Here is a 15,633-nt window from a genome sequence, read left to right as displayed (position 1 = left end):
GCGCCGATCGGGCTGCCCGCCGGGCACCCGCGCCCGCACGGACCTCGTTCTCTCCCTCACGCATCACGCAAAGGATGTCCACCATGAAGCTCCGCAAGGTCACCGCCGCCTCGGCCGTCGTGCTCGCCCTCGCCGTGACCGCCACCGCGTGCGGCGGCGACAAGAAGGACGACGCCGGTTCGTCGGGCAGCGGCAGCAAGGTCAAGATCGGCATCAAGTACGACCAGCCCGGCCTCGGCCTGAAGCAGCCCGACGGCTCCTTCTCCGGTTTCGACGTGGACGTGGCCACGTACGTCGCCAAGCAGCTCGGCTACAAGCCCAGCCAGATCGAGTGGGTGGAGACCAAGAGCGCCGACCGCGAGAACGCGCTCCAGCGCGGTGACGTGAAGTTCATCGTGGCCAGCTACTCCATCACGGACGAGCGCAAGCAGAAGGTGGACTTCGCCGGTCCGTACCTGCTGGCCCACCAGGACCTGCTGGTGAAGAAGGACTCGAAGATCTCCAAGGGCACGGACCTCAACGGCAAGAAGCTGTGTTCCGTGACCGGATCCACCTCGGCGCAGAACATCCACGACTCGATCGCGCCGAAGGCCAACCTGCGCAACCTGCCCGGCTACTCGGAGTGCCTCGCCGGTCTGCAGAGCGGCGCCGTGGACGCGCTGACCACGGACGACTCGATCCTCGCGGGCTACGCCGCGCAGGACAAGTACAAGGGCCAGTTCAAGCTCGCCGGGCTCAAGCTCAGCAACGAGAACTACGGCATCGGCGTCAAGAAGGGCGACTCCGCGACCGTCGACAAGATCAACAAGGCGCTGGAGCAGATGGTCTCCGACAAGTCCTGGGACAAGGCCGTGGAGAAGGACTTCGGCGCGGCCGGCTACAAGAACGAGCAGGCCCCGAAGATCGGCCAGATTGTCAAGTAGTCCCGTCGCCGCGGACGCGAGGACCGGGCAGGCCCCGCACGGTCCCACGGCCCGCGCCGCCGTCCACCGCTTCCCGGACGGCGGCGCGGGCCGACCCACCCCTACGCCACACACCCGGAAGCGCGGGAGAACGTGTTCGACTTTCTTGAAGGCTACGACGTCCTGGGGGCGTTCTGGACGACGGTGCAGCTGACCGTCCTCTCCGGCGTCGGCTCCCTCGTCTGGGGCGTCCTGCTGGCCGCCATGCGGGTCAGCCCCGTCCCCCTGATGCGCGGCTTCGGCACCGCCTACGTCAACATCGTCCGCAACATCCCGCTGACGATCATCATCCTGTTCACCTCGCTCGGCCTCGCCGACATCTTCGGCGTCACCATGGGCACCGAGGACTTCAAGATCCAGGGCTTCCGGCTCGCGGTGCTCGGACTGACCGCCTACACGGCCGCGTTCGTCTGCGAGGCGATCCGTTCCGGCATCAACACGGTTCCGGTCGGCCAGGCCGAGGCGGCCCGCGCCATCGGGCTGAGCTTCTCCCAGACGCTTCGGATCGTCGTGCTGCCGCAGGCTTTCCGGTCGGTGATCGGCCCGCTGGCCAACGTGCTGATCGCCCTCACCAAGAACACCACGGTGGCGGCCGCCATCGGCGTCGCCGAGGCCGCCACCCTGATGAAGACGATGATCGAGAACGAGGCGCAGACGCTGGCCATCGGTGCCGTCTTCGCCCTCGGGTTCGTGGTTCTGACCCTGCCCACCGGCCTGTTCCTCGGCTGGCTCGGCAAGCGACTGGCGGTGAAGCGATGAGTTCCGTCCTCTTCGACACGCCCGGCCCGCGCGCCAAGGTGCGCAATGTGGTCGTCTCCGTCCTGTTCTTCGCGCTCCTCGGGCTGCTGGCCTGGTGGGTCGCGGTCAAGATGGACGACAAGGGCCAGCTCAAGTGGAGCCTGTGGCAGCCCTTCACCACCTCCCAGGCGTGGACGACGTATCTGCTGCCGGGGCTCGGCAGCACGCTGGAGGCGGCCGCGCTGTCCATGGTCATCGCGCTGCCCCTGGGCGCGGTGCTCGGCATAGCCCGGATGTCCGACCACCGCTGGGTACGGATACCCGCCGGGGTGATCGTGGAGTTCTTCCGGGCGATCCCGGTGCTGCTCCTCATGGTGTTCGCCAACGAGCTGTACGTCCGCTCCACCGACATCGCGAGCGACGAGCGCCCGCTGTACGCCGTCATCACCGGCCTGGTGCTCTACAACGCCTCGGTGCTCGCCGAGGTCGTCCGGGCCGGCATCCTCGCCCTGCCGAAGGGCCAGACGGAGGCCGCGTACGCCATCGGGCTGCGCAAGAGCCAGACCATGGCGGGCATCCTGCTGCCGCAGGCCGTCACCGTGATGCTCCCGGCCATCGTGAGCCAGCTCGTGGTCATCGTGAAGGACACCGCGCTCGGCGGCGTCATGCTCCAGTTCGCGGAACTCCTCAGCGCGCGCAGCACGCTCGCGGCGAACTACGCGAACGTGATCCAGAGCTTCGTCGTGGTGGCGGTCATCTACATCGTCCTCAACGCCGTGCTCACCTCCTTCGCCTCCTGGCTGGAGCGCCGACTGCGGCGCAGCAAGCGCGGCACGGGCACGGTGCTGGCCAAGGAGACGGTCAACGTCATCGACGGGGGCAGAGCGATCTGACCTGGCGTCACAGGCGTTTCACGGGCGGGGCGGTGACGGGGACGTCACCGCCCCGCCCCGTTGCGGACACGCCGCCGTTGCCCGATCCTTGAAGGTGTGATCGCCACGGGCCCCGGTCACTTGACGCATACTCTGCCAATGGGTTGCATACGTTCTGTGATCGTGCACCCCGCTTCACCTTCCTGTTCGTCCGAGTCCGTCAGGGCACCGCTGTGGGCAGGGGGCGTCGCGCCGTGGACCCGGTGATCATCGTCGGAGCGGGGCCCGTGGGGCTCACGCTCGCCCTGGCGCTGGCCCGCCAGGAGGTGCCGTCCGTCGTCCTGGACGAGGGCCCGGGCAAGGACGAGGCCCGTCTCGCGCGCACCGTCGTCCTGCGCGAGGACACGGCCGCGCTGGTGGAACGGCTGACCTCGGTGCCCGCCGACGCGCTCGGGGCGAGGTGGACCGGCTGGCGGTCGATGCGCCGACGTCAGGTGACGGGCGAGACCGTCTTCGGGCCGGACGAACCCGCTCCGCCGCACATCGCCCAGCATGTCCTGACCGGCGCCCTGCGGGCCGCGGCCGCCGCCGAGCCGCTGGTCCAGGTGGCCGTGGACAGCCGCCTCGACTCCCTGGAGCAGGAGCGCTCCGGTGTCACCGCACACACCCGCGGCCCCAACGGGACCTGGTGGCGCGGCAGTTACCTGGTCGGCTGCGACGGACCCCGTTCCACGGTCCGCAAGCTCCAGGACATCCGCTTCCCCGGCCGTACGGCGGTGGAGCGGCACGCAGTCGCCGCGCTGCGCGTCGAACTCCCCGCCGAGGGGCGCGCGTTGCTGCACCGTACGCCGCCGTGGCGGTCCTCGGGCCCTCCCTGCCCGGAGATCACGGCCCGCCCGCTGCCGGACGGCGTCTGGCGCCTGGACTGGCTGCTGCCCCCGGGCAAGGAGCTGGTCACACCCGATCTGCTGGTGACCCGCGTCCGCGAGACCCTCGGCGGCTGGACCGGCGGTCCCGTTCCGGCGTACGACCTCCTCGACACCGGTGTCCACACGGTGCACCACCGGCTGGCCCGGCGGTGGCGCGCAGGCCGGGTCTTCCTCGCCGGTGACGCGGCCCATCTCCTCGGCGCGCTCGGCACCCAGGGCCTGGACGAGGGGCTGCGGGACGCCGACAACCTCGCCTGGAAGCTCGCCGTCTCCTGGCACCACGGCCCGCACGAGGCCCTGCTCGACAGCTACCAGGCCGAACGGCGCGCGGTGGTCTCCGCCCGGCTGCGCGCCGCCGACCAGCTGTTGCCGGTGCTGCGCGGCGGGGGCGGGCTGCGCGCCTACGTGCCCGGCGCGACCCGTGGTCAGGACACGCTGCTCGCCGACGGCCACCTCGGGCGCGGCGCGCTCGGCGAGCCGGGGGCGTACACCGTCTCGCCGCTCGCGCCCCGGTACCTGGAGGGCGAGATCCCGGTCGGCACCGAGCCCGGCGCCCCGGTCACCGATGTCCGGGTCACGGCGGAGGACGGCTCCTTCGTCCGGCTGCGCGACCGGCTGGGCCGGGGTGCGCTGCTGGCCGTCCTGATCGCCCCGGGCACGGGCGTGTGGGACCGCAAGCACTGGATGTCGGCCGGGGTGATGCCCCGGCTCGCGGCCGCCGTGACCGCGCTGCCGCACCGGGCCGAACTGCTCGTCGCCGAGGAGTACCCGGGCGCTCCCGCCCACAGCGTGCTGCTCGTCCGTCCCGACGGCCATCTGGTCACCGCGCTGAGCGGGGTCCGGCCGGCCGACCTGTACGCGGCGGCGGAGGCGGCACTCGGGGGTGCCGAGCGGCTGGAGGACGAGGTGAAGGAGGAGGCGCGGGCGGGTTCGGCCGCGCGCTGACCGTGCGCCGGAGTGCTCCGGCGTCACTTCCTTTCGCCCTGTCCACATGGTGACCATGGATTGATTCGGGGTCCGGCGCGTGCTGTACTCCGAATCGTGACCGACACCTGTGTGCGCCTGTGGCGGAGGGTCCATATGGACCTCGTCCGCTACGTGGGCTGCGTGTGTCGTCCGTCCTGCTGAATTCGCATCCCCTTCTCCGGGCGCCGTCGCGCGCCCGTTCGGCGAACCCTTCTCAGGACGGTGCACGTGTCTGTCTCCCCCGTGTCCTCTTCCCCTCTCCCGTCTCCGGCCGCCGCCGCGGCCCCCACGCAGGCGGAACTGCTCGACTTCGTGCGGCGTACGGCCGCCGACACGGAGCTGATCGCCTCGCTCCCGCTCGATCCCGAGGGCCGTACCTGGGTGCGGCTGACGGGTCCCGGTGGCAGCGAGGCCTGGCTGATCGGCTGGCCGCCCGGCACCGGCACCGGCTGGCACGACCACGCCGACTCCGTCGGCGCCTTCCTCACCGCCTCGGGCGAGCTGAAGGAGAACGCGCTGGCCGCCCGGCTCCCCACCGACGGCTGGCGGACCCTCGAACTCACCGACGGCGTCGACCGCGAACGCCGGCTGCCGGCCGGACAGGGCCGCGCCTTCGGCCGCCACCATGTGCACGAGGTGCTCAACGAGTCCCCCGACCGGCACGCCGTCTCCGTCCACGCCTACTACCCGCCGCTGCCGCGCATCCGCCGCTACAGTCGCACCGGTCAGGTACTGCGCCTGGAGCAGGTGGAACTCCCGGAGGACTGGCAGTGAGCGACGGCCGCCCCGGCACGGACGAACACCCCGTCGGCATCGACGAGTTGCTGGAGCGGGTGCGCCAGGGTTACCGGCGCGTGGAGGCCCGCGAGGCGTACGAGGCGGCGCGTGCCGGTGACGCCCTGCTGGTCGACATCCGGTACGCGGCGCTGCGTGAGCGGGACGGGCTGGTCCCGGGCGCCCTCGTCGTCGAGCGCAACGAACTGGAGTGGCGGCTCGACCCTCAGGGCAGCCATCGCGTCCCCGAGGCCACCGGCCACGACGTACGCGTCCTGGTCCTCTGCAACGAGGGCTATGCCTCCAGCCTGGCCGCCGTCTCCCTCCACCAGCTCGGTCTGCGCCGGGCGACGGACGTGGTGGGCGGCTTCCAGGCGTGGCGTGCGGCGGGGCTGCCGGTGGAGTCGACGGGGGGCTGAGGGCGGGGTCCGGCGCCGGGGCCCTCGGAGGGCGCGACCGGAAGCCGCTGCCCCGGGCTCCTCGGGAACCTTCGCCGAACGCTCCCCTCAGTAGCCCTCGCCCTCCAGGAACTCCGTGTCCTCCCCCTCCTCCTCCAGCGCCTGGCGGACGACGCGGAGGGCCATGCCCTCCGGGTAGCCCTTGCGGGCGAGCATCCCGGCCAGGCGGCGGAGCCGCTTGTCGCGGTCGAGGCCCCGGGTCGCCCGCAGCTTGCGGTCCACCAGGTCGCGGGCGGTCGCCTCCTCCTGTTCGGAGTCCAGCTGCCCCACGGCCTCGTCGATCAGCGCCGAGTCGACGCCCTTGGTCCGCAGTTCACGGGCGAGGGCGCGACGCGCGAGCCCCCGGCCGTGGTGCCGTGACTCCACCCAGGCGTCCGCGAAGGCACTGTCATTGATCAGTCCGACCTCCTCGAACCGCGACAGCACCTCGTCGGCCACCTCCTCGGGGATCTCCCGCTTGCGCAGGGCGTCCGCGAGCTGCTTGCGGGTGCGCGGCGTACCGGTGAGCAGGCGCAGACAGATGTTCCGCGCCCGCTCGGCCGGGTCCGCCGACGCCGAGGACTCCCCGCGCTCGCCCCTCGACGAGGAGAGGGAGTCCTCGGTCTCACCGCCCGGTTCTCCGCCCGTCTCCCCGAAGCGGCGTCGTCGACCGCGCCTGGCGGACCCCCGGCGGCCGCCGGACGGCCCCGGGCCGTCCTGGCCGGGCCGGTCGTACGCCGGGTCGCCGTATGCGCCGGGTCCGTCGTACCCGCCGCGTCCGTCGTGCCCGTCGTCCCCATGGCCCCCGTGACCATGGACCTCGTGCGTGTCGTGGCCGTGGTCACCGGGCCGGTGATCGCGGCCCCCGTACACCTCGTCCCCGTACCCCAGGTCGTCGCCGGCCGTGGCGGAGGCGGAGTCGCCCCCGATGCCCCTCCCCCGTGGGGCACCGGGGGAGGCGTACTCGTGCTCGGCCCAGTCGGTTCGGCGCGTCATGGGTCAGCTCTTGGCTGCGGCGGCCTTGGGCTTGGTGGCCTTGGCCGCCGGAGCCGTCTTGGTGTCGGCGGCGGCAGCGGGGGTGACCGCCGCGTCCGCGCCGGGCTCGGCCGCGGGCTCCTGGGGACGGACGCCGACGCCCAGCTTCTCCTTGATCTTCTTCTCGATCTCGTTGGCCAGGTCGGGGTTGTCCTTGAGGAAGTTGCGCGCGTTCTCCTTGCCCTGGCCGAGCTGGTCGCCCTCGTACGTGTACCAGGCGCCGGCCTTGCGGACGAAGCCGTGCTCCACGCCCATGTCGATCAGACCGCCCTCGCGGCTGATGCCCTGGCCGTAGAGGATGTCGAACTCGGCCTGCTTGAAGGGCGGCGCGACCTTGTTCTTGACGACCTTGCAGCGGGTGCGGTTGCCGACCGCCTCCGTGCCGTCCTTCAGGGTCTCGATGCGGCGGATGTCGATGCGCACCGAGGCGTAGAACTTCAGCGCGCGGCCACCGGTCGTGGTCTCCGGCGAGCCGAACATGACGCCGATCTTCTCGCGGAGCTGGTTGATGAAGATGGCGGTGGTCTTGGACTGGTTGAGCGCGCTGGTGATCTTCCGGAGCGCCTGGCTCATCAGACGGGCCTGGAGACCGACGTGGCTGTCGCCCATCTCGCCCTCGATCTCCGCGCGCGGGACGAGCGCGGCGACGGAGTCGATGACGATGAGGTCGAGCGCGCCGGAGCGGACCAGCATGTCCACGATCTCCAGCGCCTGCTCGCCGTTGTCGGGCTGGGAGAGGATCAGGTTGTCGATGTCGACGCCGAGCTTCTTCGCGTACTCGGGGTCGAGGGCGTGCTCCGCGTCCACGAAGGCGACCTGGCCGCCGGCCCTCTGGGCGTTGGCCACGGCGTGCAGGGTCAGGGTCGTCTTGCCGGAGGATTCGGGGCCGTAGATCTCCACGACGCGGCCGCGCGGCAGGCCGCCGACGCCGAGGGCGACGTCGAGAGCGGTCGACCCGGTGGGGATGACCTCGATGGGCTCCATCGACCGCTCGCCCATGCGCATGACAGCGCCCTTGCCGAATTGTCGTTCAATCTGTGCGAGCGCGGCGTCGAGCGCCTTCTCGCGGTCGGTTCCTGCCATGGGTTCCACCCGGTTTGCTTGAGTCGATCGCTTCACGTCAAAGACGCTAACGCCTGCCACTGACAACGCGCCCCGACGCCGGTCCGGCCTGTGGATAACTAGGGGACGTTTCTGCCTGAAACACCACGAAACGCCCACCAGAAGCCTCGCCCGAGCTTCCATCAGAATGGATGTTCGATTTTTGTGTCAAGCGTCCCCGGGGGTGAAAGCCGCGTGGTCGAGTGGGCCCGGGTGCGTCCGCTCGCCGGGCCCTGGCGCGGCCCCCTCGCTAGACCCGGAAGCGCGCGGTCGCGCCGGAGACACGGAGCAGGAAGTCCGTCAGCGGAACCCCGCCATCCCCGGGGACCAGCACGAGCCCCGCCTCGTAGACCGCCTCCTCGGCGGCCAGGGCGGCGTCCTCGTCGTCGCGCTCCCATGCCTCCTCCGACGCCTCGAACAGCGGACGGACGGTCTCCCAGGCGGGACCGGGCCGGAAGAGGCAGTCCGTCCAGAACATGTCGGCGCCTTCGAGCGTCAGCGTTCCGACGAGGGAGTCGCCCCGCTTGAGCTGCCAGCTCCCGGCCGTCACGACTTCCCCATGCGCCGGACCGTCAGCATCTGCTGCGCCTGGCCGACCGGGCCGTGGATGTCGTGCAGGACCGTGCTCGTCACGCCCTGACCCGTGGGGCCGAAGACCACCGAGGTGTCGAGGCCGGTCCAGGGGCCCTCGGGGCGGCGGTACAGATGGATCGTCAGGTCGACGTTGGGGAACATCCACTCGGTGGGCGGCTGACGGACCGCGATGCCGTTGGCGGTGTCCACGAGGGCCACGTAGGAGGCGAGCGGGCTCGCGGGCTGACCGGCGACCAGGTCGAGTCCGCTGGTGACCCAGACCGTCGCGCGGCCGGGGCACGGGGGCGTGACCGGACGCGCGTCCAGGGAGGCGATGTAGCCGCCCGGCCAGAGCGAGGACATCGGCCAGGGCGCGAGCGCGTCGGGCGGGGTGAGCGGTTCGGGTGCTCCCCCGGCCACCGGTGCCGTGTCACCGGCCGCGAGGAACCACACGCGGCCACGCACCACCGGGCGGCCCGCGATGAGCACGACGGCCTCGACCAGCTCGATGGTGCGGCCGGGCCGGACGGTCTCCACCCTGATCTCGCACTCGTCGAGGGCGAGACGCCCGAGGATGTCGAAGCTGATCCGGGACGGCACCAGAGCGCTGTCCGGCCGTCCGGCCAGGTGGCGGTCGATGGCGTGGACGACGAGACCGCCCAGCGGGCTGAAGTGCTGTTCGTCGGCGTCCCAGGCGCCACCGGCATGCGGGGTGGGCTTGTAGCGGTACTCGTCGATGGGCTCGTAGTAGCTGCCGGCGCTCACGAAGACACTCACCTCTCGGCCGAACGGATCGGGCGGTGCCAGCGTGCCAGTACCGGATCTTGGAGCGGCACGCGCCCCCCGCTGCTCCCGGCGTCGTACGGCAGGTGCCTCCGGCCGTACGACGACCGCGCCCGGGTGCCCCCGGAAACCTGGGGCGCGTGAAGAATCCACGCGCCACCGAACGCGCCGTCGAACGCCTCTGCCATGCGACCGGCCTGCTCCTCGTGCTCTCCGGTCTCGTCCACCTGGTGGTGTTCGCGGTCGACGGCGGCCCGTGGGACGGCCCGGTCTCCTGGCGCAAGCCGGTCACGTTCGGGCTGTCCTTCGGGGTGACCCTCATGGCCGTCACCTGGGTCACGTCGTACGTGCGTCTCGGCGCGCGCACGCGCGTGGTGCTGCTCGCCGTCTTCGCCGCCGACTGTGTGGTGGAGGTCGGCGGGATCACGCTCCAGGCGTGGCGGCGGGTGCCCTCGCATCTGAACATGGAGACGCCGTTCGACGCGGGCGTCTCCATGGTGCTCGCGGTCGGGGGCGGCGTCCTGGTGGTGGTGCTCGCCGTCTTCGCCGTCGCGTCCTTCCGCCGCCGGCCCGGCGGACCGGCGGGGATGGCGCTCGCGGTGCGCTCCGGGTTCGCGATCCTGCTGGTGGCGCTCGCCTCCGGCGCGGTCATGATCGCGCGCGGGGTGGTCCTCACGCGCACCGGCCACCAGGAGGCCGCGTACCACTCGACGGCGCCACTCAAGCCGCTGCACGGGGTGAGCCTGCACGCCGTGCTGGTCCTGCCGCTGCTGGCCTGGCTGCTGTCCCGCACCTCCGCGAGCGCGCGGACCCGGTGGCGGATCGTGGCGACGGCCACCGGCTGCTACGCCGCGGCGGTCGCCGGGGCCGTGGTGTGGGCCGTGCTGACGTACTGAGCCGGCCCGCTACGCCCGTCCCGTCAGGACGGCGCCTCCTCCTCCGCCGGCCGCTCGCGCGCCCACAGCAGGCGGGGAAGCATCCCGGGCCGGTTGGCGCGCAGGCGGTGTCCCTGGACGCGCGGGTCGTCCGTGACCTTGTAGCGCTTCACGTACGCGCCGAGGAACGCCTGGAGCGTGGCGACCGCGGGGATGGCGATCAGGGCGCCGACCGCGCCGAGCAGGGCGGTGCCCGCGATGACCGAGCCGAAGGCGACCGCCGGGTGGATGTCGACGGTCTTGGAGGTCAGCTTGGGCTGGAGCATGTAGTTCTCGAATTGCTGGTAGACCACGACGAAGACCAGCACCCACACCGCGTACCAGGGCGCCACGGTGAACGCGATCAGCATCGGCAGCGCGCCCGCGAGGTAGGTGCCGATGGTCGGGATGAACTGCGAGACCAGGCCCACCCAGACACCGAGCACGGGCGCGTACGGCACGCCGAGCGCCTGGAGCAGGACGTAGTGCGCGACACCGGAGATGAGCGCCATGAGGCCGCGCGAATAGATGTAGCCGCCGGTCTTGTCGACCGCGATCTCCCAGGCGCGCAGCACCTCGGCCTGGCGCGCGGGCGGCAGGACCGAGCACAGGCCGCGCCGCAGCCGGGGCCCGTCGGCGGCGAAGTAGAACGAGAACAGCCCGACGGTGAGGAGCTGGAAGAGGCCGCCGAGCACCTGGGCGGACACGTCGAGGACACCGGCCGCGCTGTTCTGCGCGTACTTGCGCAGCCAGTCGGAGTGCAGCAGCCCCTCCTGCACGTCGACGCGCTTGAGCTGCGTGTGGAAGGTCTGGTTAATCCAGTTGATCAACGAGTCCAGGTACTCCGGGAAACCCTCGATCATCTTGATGATCTGTCCGGCCAGCATGGAGCCGAGCAGGGTGACGAAGCCCGCCGTGACGACCGCGAGGCCGAGGAAGACCAGGAAGGTGGCGAGTCCCCGGCGCATCCCGCGCGCGGACATCCGGCTGACGGCCGGTTCGATCGCGAGCGACAGGAAGAACGCGATCAGGATGTTGATCAGCAGCCCGGTCAGCTGGTGGAACGCCCAGCTGCCGAACTGGAACGTGGCGATGAGCGCGAGCGCGAGCACCATGGCGCGCGGCAGCCAGCGCGGCATGCGCGCGTTGCGCGGGGCGGTGCCGTCGGCCGTCGCAGCGGCGGGCGCCACCGGTTCGGCCGGGGGCGCCGGGGGCCCGGCCGGGGATGCCGTGGGCCGGTCGTCGAGGTCGTCAGTAGGTGCCACGGGCCAAGTCTCGCCCACGCCGCCGACAGCCGGTGCCGCTCGGGACCGGCTCGGCCTATGACCGTGGACACATACGCCGGCGGACGGCCCCCGCGGCCGGGCGATCCGCGTATGTCGCGGGCGCCTTCCGTCCGGCGCGGCAGGTCGTCACAGGTGCGCGGATATCAGCGCTTCTCGCCCGGCACGTCCATGACCGTGCACACGACCCGCCAGACGTCCTTGGCGGCCCAGCCCGCGTCCAGCGCCTCGTTCACCGTGCGTCCGCCCAGTTCGGACATCACGTGATCGCGCGCGAACGTCTCGGCGTACCCCGCGCCGAAGTGTTCCGCCATCCGCTGCCAAAAGACCGTCAACCTCATGAATCCACTCCACAGCCGCTATGACCTGCATGTTCCCACCCTTCGCGCCCGAGTACGACCGCCGGGGGTGTCCAGGAAGGCCGCCTTGCACGTGCCTGTGTGTCCTGAAGGCAAATTCAGGTATTTCACAGGTAAAGGAGAGCACTTGAGGGGTTGTCCGGGAGCCTCTCCGCTGGACATAGTCCTGACCAAGATCACGGGGGCATCTGGTCGCAGTCGACGACACTACCCGGATCGCATGAGGAGCATCATGAATCACGTCAAGCGGTTCGCCGTGGTCGCGGCGGCAGCGGCTGCCATAACCCTCGGGGTCACCACCTCCGCCAGTGCGTTGACCACCTGGACGGACACGCCGGACTCATGCGGCTTCGCCCAGTTCAAGAGCGACGGGGACAACTTCCGGATCCTCGACGCGTGCAAGGACGGCCGAGGCGTTCGCCTGGAGTGGACGCAGCCGACCAAGGGCCTCGCCAGCACTTCCGACCCAAGGACCTACGTCGACTACACCGGCGGATACAACGGTCTCGATTTCGCGGAAGGCCACCTCGTCAACGAGGACTTCGCCGAGGGTGCCTGCTTCTACTTCCGGGTCGGCCTGGAAGACGGCGGCACGTACGTGTCCGGCACCTACAGCCCCTGGGAACTGGCCTGCGCCTGAGCCTGACCGGACCGGGTGTGCCCGAGGGGTGGGCACACGTCTGACGCGTCCTGAACGGCACGCGGCCCGCGCCGTGCCGTTCAGCCCGGCCCGACCACGGCCGGCCCCGTCCGCCGCGAGAAGACCGTCAACCGCACGACTCCGGTGTCCCGCCCTGGGGGTGCGCCTGTCCCGGACCGTACACAAGGACCCCGTTCCGGCCTACGGTCTGACCCATGTCCGACTCAGGAGCCACCCCACGCCCCCCTGTGCCCCCGGCGCACTCCCCGCTCTTCCGTGCCGAGCAGTTCGTCTGGCTCACCGCGCGCGTACTGGAGCAGCGGCTGTTCGCGTTCCACTTCCTGAACGGCGCCGCCGACCCGGTGGAGGCGGCGCTGGACGCCTATCGCAATGACGACGGCGGCTACGGCCACGCTCTCGAACCCGATCTGCGCGGCCCGGTGAGCCAGCCGCTGCACACCGCCCGCGCGCTGCACGTGCTGGACGCGGTGGGGCGGTGCGGAGGACAGCGGGTGGAGCGCGTGTGCCGTTATCTGACCTCGGTGTCCACCATGGACGGCGCGCTGCCCGCCGTGGACCCCTCTCAGCGCGGCTATCCGGCGGCGCCGTTCGTGCCGATCGTGGACGACCCGCCGAGCGAACTGCTCGCGACCGGGCCCGTGGTGGGGCTGCTGCACCGCAACGAGGTGTGGCACGCGTGGCTGTTCCGGGCCACCGACTTCTGCTGGGAGGCGGTGGAGTCGCTGGAGAAGTCCCACCCCTACGAGGTGGAGGCGGCCGTGGCCTTCCTGGACTCCGTGCCCGACCGCCCGCGCGCGGAGGCGGCCGCCGACCGGCTCGGGCGCCTGGTGCGCGAACAGCGGCTCGCGGCGCTGGAGCCGGACCGTCTCGACGCGTATCCGGTCGCGCCGGGCTACGCCCCGGCCGAGCACCACTTCCCGCACGACTTCGCGCGTACTCCGGACTCGCTCGCGCGCGCGTGGTTCACGGACGAGGAGATGGCCCGCTCCCTGGACTTCCTCGCCGGCGAGCAGGAGGAGGACGGCGGCTGGCCGGTCCGCTGGCGCCAGTGGGCACCGGTACCGGCCCTGGAGGCCCGTCCCGCCGTGACGATCGACGCGCTGCGCACCCTCAGGGCGTACGGCCGCTACGTGGGGTGAAGCCGGCTCCCGTCACCCACCCAGCATCCGCACCCCCGCCGTCACCGCCACGGCCACCGCGACCACCACCAGGAACGGCGCGCGCAGCACCAGGGCGACGGCGGCCGCCGCGACACCGGCCGCGCGCGCGTCCAGGACCAGGGCGTGGCCGTCGGAGAAGGTCTGCTGGGCCGTGAGCGCGGCCAGGAGGGCGACGGGGAGCAGGGCGGCGAGGCGCCGTACCAGGGGCCGTTCCATGGCTCCGGCGGGGACGAGCAGTCCGGCGAGCTTGACGGCGTAACAGCCGACGGCGGTCATGCCGATCGCGATCCAGGTGTTCAACGGTCCTCCTCCGATCCGTCCGGCAGGGGAGCCGGGTCCGGGATGCCGTCGCCGTCCCGGCCGGTGACGCGGCGCTCCGCGAGCAGGGCGAGCGGTGCCGCGAGCGCCGCCACCAGGACCGGTACTCCGGCGGGCAGCACGGGCAGCAGGCCGAGGCCGAGCAGGACCGCGAGGCCCGCGACCGCGCGCTCGGTGGTGGTGCGCAGCATGGGCGCGAGCAGGGCCAGGAAGACGGCGGGTCCGGCCGCGTCCAGGCCCCAGGCGTCGGTGTCGCCGATGGCGCGGGCGCCCAGCGCGCCGAGCAGTGTGGTCAGGTTCCACAGCACGTACAGGCTGAGCCCGGTGACGGTGAAGCCGAGCCGCGCGCCGCGCCGGTCGCGCTGCGCCAGGGTGACGGCGGTGGTCTCGTCGATCACCCACTGCGCGGCGAACGGCCGTACCGCGCGCGAGAGCGACAGCACCTGGGACAGCCGCAGTCCGTAGAACGCGTTGCGCACGCCGAGGAAGAACGCCCCGGCGGCGGCCGTGTACGGGCCGCCTCCGGCGGCGAGCGCCCCCACCAGCGCGAACTGGGAGGCGCCGGTGAACACCAGGAGGCTGAGCGCGCAGGTCTGGAGCAGCCCGAGCCCGCTGCCGGCCGAGGTGACGCCGAAGGCGAATCCGGAGAGCCCCACGGCGACGCCCACCCCGAGTGCGTCCCGTACGACGGCGCTGTCCGGCCGTGCCGCCTCCTGGGCGGCCCTGTCCTCTGGTGCTGTCTGTTGCTGTGCCACGCCCCGGACGTTACGGCCGCTCGCGCGCGCGGGTCTTGTACGTTCTTGCGCCCGCCTTCTCAGCCTCCGGTGCCGCTCGCGGGCCCCTGGTGGCGCTCGCGCCGGTACGCCCCCGGCGGCACCCCCACGATCCGGGTGAAGTGCCGGTTGAGGTGGGGCTGGTCGGTGAAGCCGACGGCGACGGCGGCCTCGGCGGGCGCACTGCCCGCGTCCAGGAGGAGCCGTGCGCGGCGCACGCGGGCGTCGGTCAGCCAGGTGTGCGGCGGCATCCCGTAGGCGGCGCGGAAGGCGCGCAGCAGGGCGAACGGGCTGGTGCCGAGGTCGGCGGCGAGCCGCTCCAGCGTGGGCGGGGCGGCCATCCGCTCCTGGAGCACGGCACGCGCGCGTGCGGCGAGAAAGGCTCCGGCGCTCCGGGGGCGCCGCTCGGGCAGCGGGCCGCCGTTGAGCCGCAGCAGCCTGGTCACGGCGAGGCTCAGCAGGGTGTCGGCGGCCAGCGCGTTGCCCTCGTCGACAGCGCGCAGCACCTGGTGGACCAGGCGGGCGGCGTACGGGTCGTCGAGCACCGGGGTGACGAAGCCCGGGGTGCCCCGGAGGGTGGTCGTCTCGGCGGCGATCCGGGCCACCACCTCGGGCGAGGGGTAGACCGCGCCGTACCGCCAGCCCTCGGGGACGCCGGCCCGGCCGGTGTGCGGGGTGTCCGGGTTGACCAGCGCGAGGGCTCCGGCGCCCGCCGACACGTCGCTGCCGCCGTGCTGGAAGACCTCGACCCCGTCGGCGATGGCCGCGATCACGAAGCTCTCGTGGGTGTGCCGGACGAAGGTCTTGCGGATGTAGCGGGCCCGCAGCAGATCCACGCCGGGCAGTTCATCGGACCGCCAGTGCCGTGCGCGCTCCGTCGAGGACGTCGCCCCCTCCGCCGAGGACGACGCCCCCTCCGTCGAAGACCCTGCCCGCTCCCCTGAAGACATGGGCCCATTCTCCGCCACGCAAGGCCGGTCCGCGCGGCCCGCTTG

Annotated in this window: 18 protein-coding genes; 9 read left to right on the top strand and 9 right to left on the bottom strand. The window is 72.1% G+C overall.

Translation table 11 applies throughout. The annotated features are described in order from the left end of the window. Positions 1-83 precede the first annotated feature (83 nt). The 6 genes from AB0898_RS14475 to AB0898_RS14450 all read left to right on the top strand — a co-directional run bounded on the left by AB0898_RS14475 (position 84) and on the right by AB0898_RS14450 (position 5,660). A complete protein-coding gene (locus AB0898_RS14475; RefSeq protein WP_366803236.1) occupies positions 84-923 on the top strand; it encodes a glutamate ABC transporter substrate-binding protein in 840 nt (279 codons plus the stop codon). A 132-nt stretch (positions 924-1,055) separates the two neighbouring features. After that, entirely contained in the window at positions 1,056-1,721 is a 666-nt protein-coding gene (locus AB0898_RS14470; protein ID WP_366803235.1) for an amino acid ABC transporter permease, read from the top strand. After that, positions 1,718-2,593 carry an amino acid ABC transporter permease gene (locus tag AB0898_RS14465; RefSeq protein WP_366803234.1) on the top strand — a complete coding sequence of 292 codons (876 nt, stop codon included), beginning with the start codon at positions 1,718-1,720 and terminating at the stop codon, positions 2,591-2,593. The genes AB0898_RS14470 and AB0898_RS14465 overlap by 4 nt, the downstream gene beginning before the upstream one ends. A gap of 233 nt (positions 2,594-2,826) precedes the next feature. After that, entirely contained in the window at positions 2,827-4,446 is a 1,620-nt protein-coding gene (locus AB0898_RS14460) for an FAD-dependent monooxygenase (RefSeq protein ID WP_366803233.1), read from the top strand. 249 nt (positions 4,447-4,695) lie between these two features. Then, complete coding sequence (locus tag AB0898_RS14455; RefSeq protein ID WP_366803232.1) at positions 4,696-5,241, top strand: cysteine dioxygenase; 546 nt, start codon at positions 4,696-4,698, stop codon at positions 5,239-5,241. Further along, positions 5,238-5,660 carry a rhodanese-like domain-containing protein gene (locus AB0898_RS14450; protein WP_366803231.1) on the top strand — a complete coding sequence of 141 codons (423 nt, stop codon included), beginning with the start codon at positions 5,238-5,240 and terminating at the stop codon, positions 5,658-5,660. The genes AB0898_RS14455 and AB0898_RS14450 overlap by 4 nt, the downstream gene beginning before the upstream one ends. Before the next feature lie 87 nt (positions 5,661-5,747). Here AB0898_RS14450 and recX read toward each other — a convergent pair whose 3' ends face one another. From recX to AB0898_RS14430, 4 genes are all read right to left on the bottom strand, one after another. Further along, entirely contained in the window at positions 5,748-6,674 is a 927-nt protein-coding gene (gene recX / locus AB0898_RS14445) for a recombination regulator RecX (protein WP_366803230.1), read from the bottom strand. 3 nt (positions 6,675-6,677) lie between these two features. Continuing rightward, positions 6,678-7,796: a recombinase RecA gene (recA, locus tag AB0898_RS14440; protein ID WP_366803229.1), complete on the bottom strand. Its 1,119-nt coding sequence runs from the start codon at positions 7,794-7,796 to the stop codon at positions 6,678-6,680. A gap of 268 nt (positions 7,797-8,064) precedes the next feature. Continuing rightward, positions 8,065-8,364: a hypothetical protein gene (locus AB0898_RS14435; protein WP_366803228.1), complete on the bottom strand. Its 300-nt coding sequence runs from the start codon at positions 8,362-8,364 to the stop codon at positions 8,065-8,067. Continuing rightward, positions 8,361-9,152 carry a thioesterase family protein gene (locus AB0898_RS14430; protein WP_366803227.1) on the bottom strand — a complete coding sequence of 264 codons (792 nt, stop codon included), beginning with the start codon at positions 9,150-9,152 and terminating at the stop codon, positions 8,361-8,363. Before AB0898_RS14430 ends, AB0898_RS14435 begins: the two co-directional genes overlap by 4 nt. Before the next feature lie 158 nt (positions 9,153-9,310). Between AB0898_RS14430 and AB0898_RS14425 the strand changes: the two genes are divergently transcribed. Next, complete coding sequence (locus AB0898_RS14425; protein WP_366803226.1) at positions 9,311-10,066, top strand: hypothetical protein; 756 nt, start codon at positions 9,311-9,313, stop codon at positions 10,064-10,066. 23 nt (positions 10,067-10,089) lie between these two features. On the opposite strand, the gene AB0898_RS14420 is transcribed toward AB0898_RS14425, so the two are convergent. Further along, positions 10,090-11,349 carry an AI-2E family transporter gene (locus tag AB0898_RS14420; protein ID WP_407078342.1) on the bottom strand — a complete coding sequence of 420 codons (1,260 nt, stop codon included), beginning with the start codon at positions 11,347-11,349 and terminating at the stop codon, positions 10,090-10,092. A gap of 164 nt (positions 11,350-11,513) precedes the next feature. Further along, positions 11,514-11,708, bottom strand: coding sequence for a DUF3046 domain-containing protein (locus AB0898_RS14415; protein ID WP_366803225.1), 195 nt, complete (start codon positions 11,706-11,708; stop codon positions 11,514-11,516). Positions 11,709-11,958: 250 nt separating this feature from the next. On the opposite strand from AB0898_RS14415, the gene AB0898_RS14410 reads away from it, so the two are divergent. Together AB0898_RS14410 and AB0898_RS14405 are read left to right on the top strand one after the other, a co-directional pair. Then, positions 11,959-12,366 (top strand): hypothetical protein, encoded by a 408-nt coding sequence (locus tag AB0898_RS14410; protein WP_366803224.1) that lies wholly within the window; start codon positions 11,959-11,961, stop codon positions 12,364-12,366. A gap of 215 nt (positions 12,367-12,581) precedes the next feature. Continuing rightward, positions 12,582-13,526, top strand: a complete 945-nt coding sequence (locus AB0898_RS14405; protein ID WP_366803223.1) for a hypothetical protein — start codon at positions 12,582-12,584, stop codon at positions 13,524-13,526. Between the two features lie 12 nt (positions 13,527-13,538). Here AB0898_RS14405 and AB0898_RS14400 read toward each other — a convergent pair whose 3' ends face one another. Genes AB0898_RS14400 through AB0898_RS14390 form a run of 3 tightly spaced genes read right to left on the bottom strand, consistent with a single transcriptional unit; the run spans position 13,539 to position 15,588 of the window. Next, positions 13,539-13,847, bottom strand: a complete 309-nt coding sequence (locus AB0898_RS14400) for an AzlD domain-containing protein (RefSeq protein ID WP_366803222.1) — start codon at positions 13,845-13,847, stop codon at positions 13,539-13,541. Next, entirely contained in the window at positions 13,844-14,620 is a 777-nt protein-coding gene (locus AB0898_RS14395; protein ID WP_366803221.1) for an AzlC family ABC transporter permease, read from the bottom strand. Before AB0898_RS14395 ends, AB0898_RS14400 begins: the two co-directional genes overlap by 4 nt. Before the next feature lie 59 nt (positions 14,621-14,679). After that, positions 14,680-15,588: an AraC family transcriptional regulator gene (locus AB0898_RS14390; protein ID WP_366803219.1), complete on the bottom strand. Its 909-nt coding sequence runs from the start codon at positions 15,586-15,588 to the stop codon at positions 14,680-14,682. Between the last annotated feature and the right edge of the window lie 45 nt (positions 15,589-15,633).

Source organism: Streptomyces sp. NPDC005435 (genome assembly GCF_040703155.1).
GTDB lineage: Bacteria > Actinomycetota > Actinomycetes > Streptomycetales > Streptomycetaceae > Streptomyces.
Note: the sequence above shows the minus strand (reverse complement) of the source record. Positions and strands in the feature narration are given on the sequence as shown.